Annotated in this window: 5 protein-coding genes; all 5 read left to right on the top strand. The window is 47.2% G+C overall.

Annotated elements, in window-relative coordinates; translation table 11 throughout:
* Positions 1 to 196 precede the first annotated feature (196 nt).
* Complete coding sequence (gene ruvC / locus PHP87_RS11410) at positions 197 to 715, top strand: crossover junction endodeoxyribonuclease RuvC (RefSeq protein ID WP_299921474.1); 519 nt, start codon at positions 197 to 199, stop codon at positions 713 to 715.
* A gap of 162 nt (positions 716 to 877) precedes the next feature.
* A complete protein-coding gene (gene ruvA / locus PHP87_RS11405; protein ID WP_299921472.1) occupies positions 878 to 1,477 on the top strand; it encodes a Holliday junction branch migration protein RuvA in 600 nt (199 codons plus the stop codon).
* Between the two features lie 12 nt (positions 1,478 to 1,489).
* Positions 1,490 to 2,524 carry a Holliday junction branch migration DNA helicase RuvB gene (gene ruvB, locus PHP87_RS11400; RefSeq protein WP_299921470.1) on the top strand — a complete coding sequence of 345 codons (1,035 nt, stop codon included), beginning with the start codon at positions 1,490 to 1,492 and terminating at the stop codon, positions 2,522 to 2,524.
* 26 nt (positions 2,525 to 2,550) lie between these two features.
* Positions 2,551 to 3,096: an epoxyqueuosine reductase QueH gene (locus PHP87_RS11395; RefSeq protein WP_299921468.1), complete on the top strand. Its 546-nt coding sequence runs from the start codon at positions 2,551 to 2,553 to the stop codon at positions 3,094 to 3,096.
* 281 nt (positions 3,097 to 3,377) lie between these two features.
* The coding region (locus tag PHP87_RS11390; RefSeq protein WP_299921465.1) for an S-adenosylmethionine:tRNA ribosyltransferase-isomerase at positions 3,378 to 3,685 on the top strand (308 nt) is incomplete at its 3' end.

Below are 3,685 nucleotides of genomic sequence, written 5' to 3'. Positions count from 1 at the left end.
TGTCCAGAACAACCCCCATGAATCTATACTATCCCAGAGTTTATGCATGGAACTCAGGCTGATTTTAGAGTATTATAGTATTTAGTTTGCTGGTCTATGCAACAATTGCAAAATAAACTGGCATGCTTAAATGGTCGGCGATTTTTCCTTTATATTTCAGCTTGAGAGCTGGCCATAGCAAAGGTATGGTGAAAAAATGAGGGTTCTGGGAATTGACCCCGGTACGGCCACAACGGGTTATGGCCTGATTTGCTCGGAAGCGGGACGAGTTAAAGCAATTACATATGGTACTATAGTTACCCCCGCTCAGATGGAGATGCCCCTGAGACTACAGCAGATCCATAAAGAACTGGAATCTTTATTGATGGAATATAAACCTGATGCGGTAGCGGTGGAGGAAATATTTTTTAACCACAATTCCAAAACAGTAATCACTGTAGCTCAGAGCCGGGGAGTGATTTTGATGACGGCAGCGGCTGCCGGGATGCCGGTGGCGGAATATACTCCTCTTCAGGTCAAGCAAGCGGTGGTGGGTTATGGTAAGGCGGAAAAGAAGCAGGTGCAACTTATGGTGCAAAAGATTCTGACCTTGCAGGAATTACCCCGCCCGGATGATGCTGCTGATGCTCTGGCTGTTGCTATTTGCCACCTGCATTCCTACCGTTTGTCTTATTTAGCAGGGAGTTCAGCGGCGAAGGCCGGAGAAAAAAGATAGCGTTGTACAACCGGTAAAAAATCAACCGATGAATTTATATTTGAACTGACTCAAAAAACATTGAAATAGAACTACAGGTGATCATGCTATTGCTAATAATAATTATCGCATCAAAGATTTACACTGCCTGCTACAGCTTATTTGTTGGAATGGAGGCTATATATGATTGCATTTCTTAAGGGTGCTGTTTTTGAACGGCGACCGGACAGTATTATAGTTGATGTCAATGGGGTAGGTTATGAGGTAAATATTCATTCCCGTCTTTTTCCTCGTTTACCGCAAAAAGATGAGCCCATACTTATCCACACCTTCTTGCAGGTACTGGAAAATGAGTTCAAGCTCTTTGGTTTTCTTGACCAGGACGAGCTCAGGCTTTTTAAGACCTTGCTCACGGTTTCCGGGATAGGAAGCAAGGGAGCCCTGGCGGTGCTTTCAACCATGGAACCGCTGACCTTTTACCGGGCGATAGCCAGTCAGGATGAAAAGACCCTGGTTCGCATACCGGGTGTGGGTAAAAAGACCGCCCAGAGGATGATTTTCGAGCTGCAGGATAAAGTTCCGGAATTAAAGCTGGTCGGGGTGGAAAAGGAGCAGCGACCGCAGCTGGATGAGCTTATGGAGGCCCTGGAAATACTGGGCTATAGCCGTAGTGAAGTCCTGCCAACGATTATGGATCTGGCTAAGAATGAGCAATTGGGGAATAGTGTGGAGAAAAATATAAAGATGGTACTGAAGACCAAAGCGCAGGAAATGAAACGCTAAAAAGGGGGGAGTATGCTGGAAGAGAGACTTATTTCTTCTCATCTACTGGCCGAAGATGACAACAGTGAAAACACAATACGGCCCGGGCGCTTATCCGAATATATTGGACAGGAAAAGGTAAAGGAAAATGTAGAGGTATTTATCACTGCTGCGCGGGAGCGGAAGGAAAGCCTGGATCATGTCCTTCTCAGTGGTCCCCCGGGACTGGGCAAGACTACTCTGGCCAGTATAATAGCCAACGAAGTTGGCAAGCCCATCCGTAAGACTTCGGGGCCAGCTATTGAGAGGCCGGGAGACCTGGCAGCAATTCTCACCAATCTGGAACCAGGCGAAGTTTTGTTTATTGATGAAATTCACCGGCTGAACCGTAATGTGGAAGAGATAATGTACCCGGCCATGGAAGATTATGTGATTGATATTATTATCGGCAAAGGCCCGGCGGCCCGCACTCTGCGCCTGGACCTGCCGCCATTTACCTTGATCGGGGCCACTACCCGTCCCGGGCTTTTAAGTTCACCCTTGCGCGACCGTTTTGGCATAAGCTGTCGGCTGGATTTCTATACTCCGCTTGAGCTTGGTGAGGTAATCCTCCGGGCAGCCCGAATACTGGAGATTAGTCTGGATAAGGAAGGAGCCGCAGAAATAGCCGGGCGTTCCCGGGGCACACCGCGGGTAGCCAATCGTTTGTTGCGGAGGGTAAGAGACTACGCTGTTGTCAAGGGTAATGGAAATATCGATTTTTCTCTGGCCAAATGGGCTTTGGAAATGCTGGAAATAGATGAATGTGGACTAGATGTAATGGATAGAATGATTCTGGAGGCAATTATCGGAAAGTTCAGTGGGGGACCGGTAGGCTTGGATACCCTGGCTGCTTCAGTTTCCGAAGAATCTGATACCATTAGCGATGTTTATGAACCCTATCTCTTGAAGTTGGGCTTTATCCAGAAGACTCCCCGGGGGAGGATGGCTACCGAGCACGCCTACCGTCATCTGGGCTATCCGGTAAAAGGGAATTTGCAGGTAAAAGGGCTGTTTTCGGATGAATAGGCAGTCCGCTTATTGGGGGTAAAGGCATGAGCAAAGTATTGTTGCATATTTGTTGCGGGCCTTGTGCCAGTTATCCCGTTCCGCGTTTGCGGGAGGAGGGCTACGAGCTGATGGGTTATTTCTATAACCCCAACATCCATCCCTTTACGGAATACCAGAAAAGAAAAGAAGCCCTGGAGGAATATGCTCAGAAGGTTGCCCTAAAGGTTGTTTTCGAGCCGGACTACAAGCCGGCTGACTATTTTCATAATATTACCTACCGGGAAAGCCGCCGCTGTTTATTGTGTTACCAAATGAGATTGGAACAGGCAGCCCGTGTTGCCCGCAAAGGGAAATTCGATTACTTCACCACCACCCTGCTGGTCAGCAAGTACCAGAAACATGAATTAATCAGGGAAATAGGGGAAGCTATAGGGGAGAAGTATGAGGTGCCTTTCTTGTACCGGGATTTTAGAGAGGGTTTCCGGCAGACCGGGATTATATCGCGGGAAATGGGGCTGTACCGCCAGCAATATTGCGGTTGTCTCTACAGTGAAATGGAGCGTTACCAGCCATCCCGCAAGAAATCTTGATATAAGGTACTCCACTGCAAAAACCCCTTTTGTTGCATAAGGGCCCGGCACTCAATAAAACGCTTACTTAATTTAGTAAAAATTTAAACCCTGAGTGCTGTACCACAACCAATGATGAAAGTGAGTTAGTAGGGGCTTGAATAGTAAGATGTAGTAGGAAATAACTTAACTCCCTCACCCCTTACCCCTCACTTTCCTTAATAATCAAAGGTGAAAGAAAGATGGAAAATATGGCCCGTCTGGTATTGACCTTGATAATAAATATTTGGAGCCGCAGATAAATGCTACACGACAAAAATGAAGATATTTACCGCCTTTCCACCTATCACTATGACTTGCCCCCGGAGCTAATTGCCCAGTATCCGGCGGAATACCGGGATAGTTCCCGTTTGCTGGTTCTGGACCGAGAGAGCGGAGATTTAAAAGACCGGGTCTTTAAGGATATAGGTCAGTACCTGAAAAAGGGGGATGCTCTGGTATTGAATGAAACCCGGGTTATTCCGGCGCGCTTTTTTGCCTATAAAGAAAGCGGGGCCCGGGTGGAAATACTACTTCTAAAAAAGCTTGGTGATGATTGGGAAGCTTTGGT

The sequence above is a fragment of the Syntrophomonas sp. genome (assembly GCF_028707975.1).
GTDB lineage: Bacteria > Bacillota > Syntrophomonadia > Syntrophomonadales > Syntrophomonadaceae > Syntrophomonas.
Note: the sequence above shows the minus strand (reverse complement) of the source record. Positions and strands in the feature narration are given on the sequence as shown.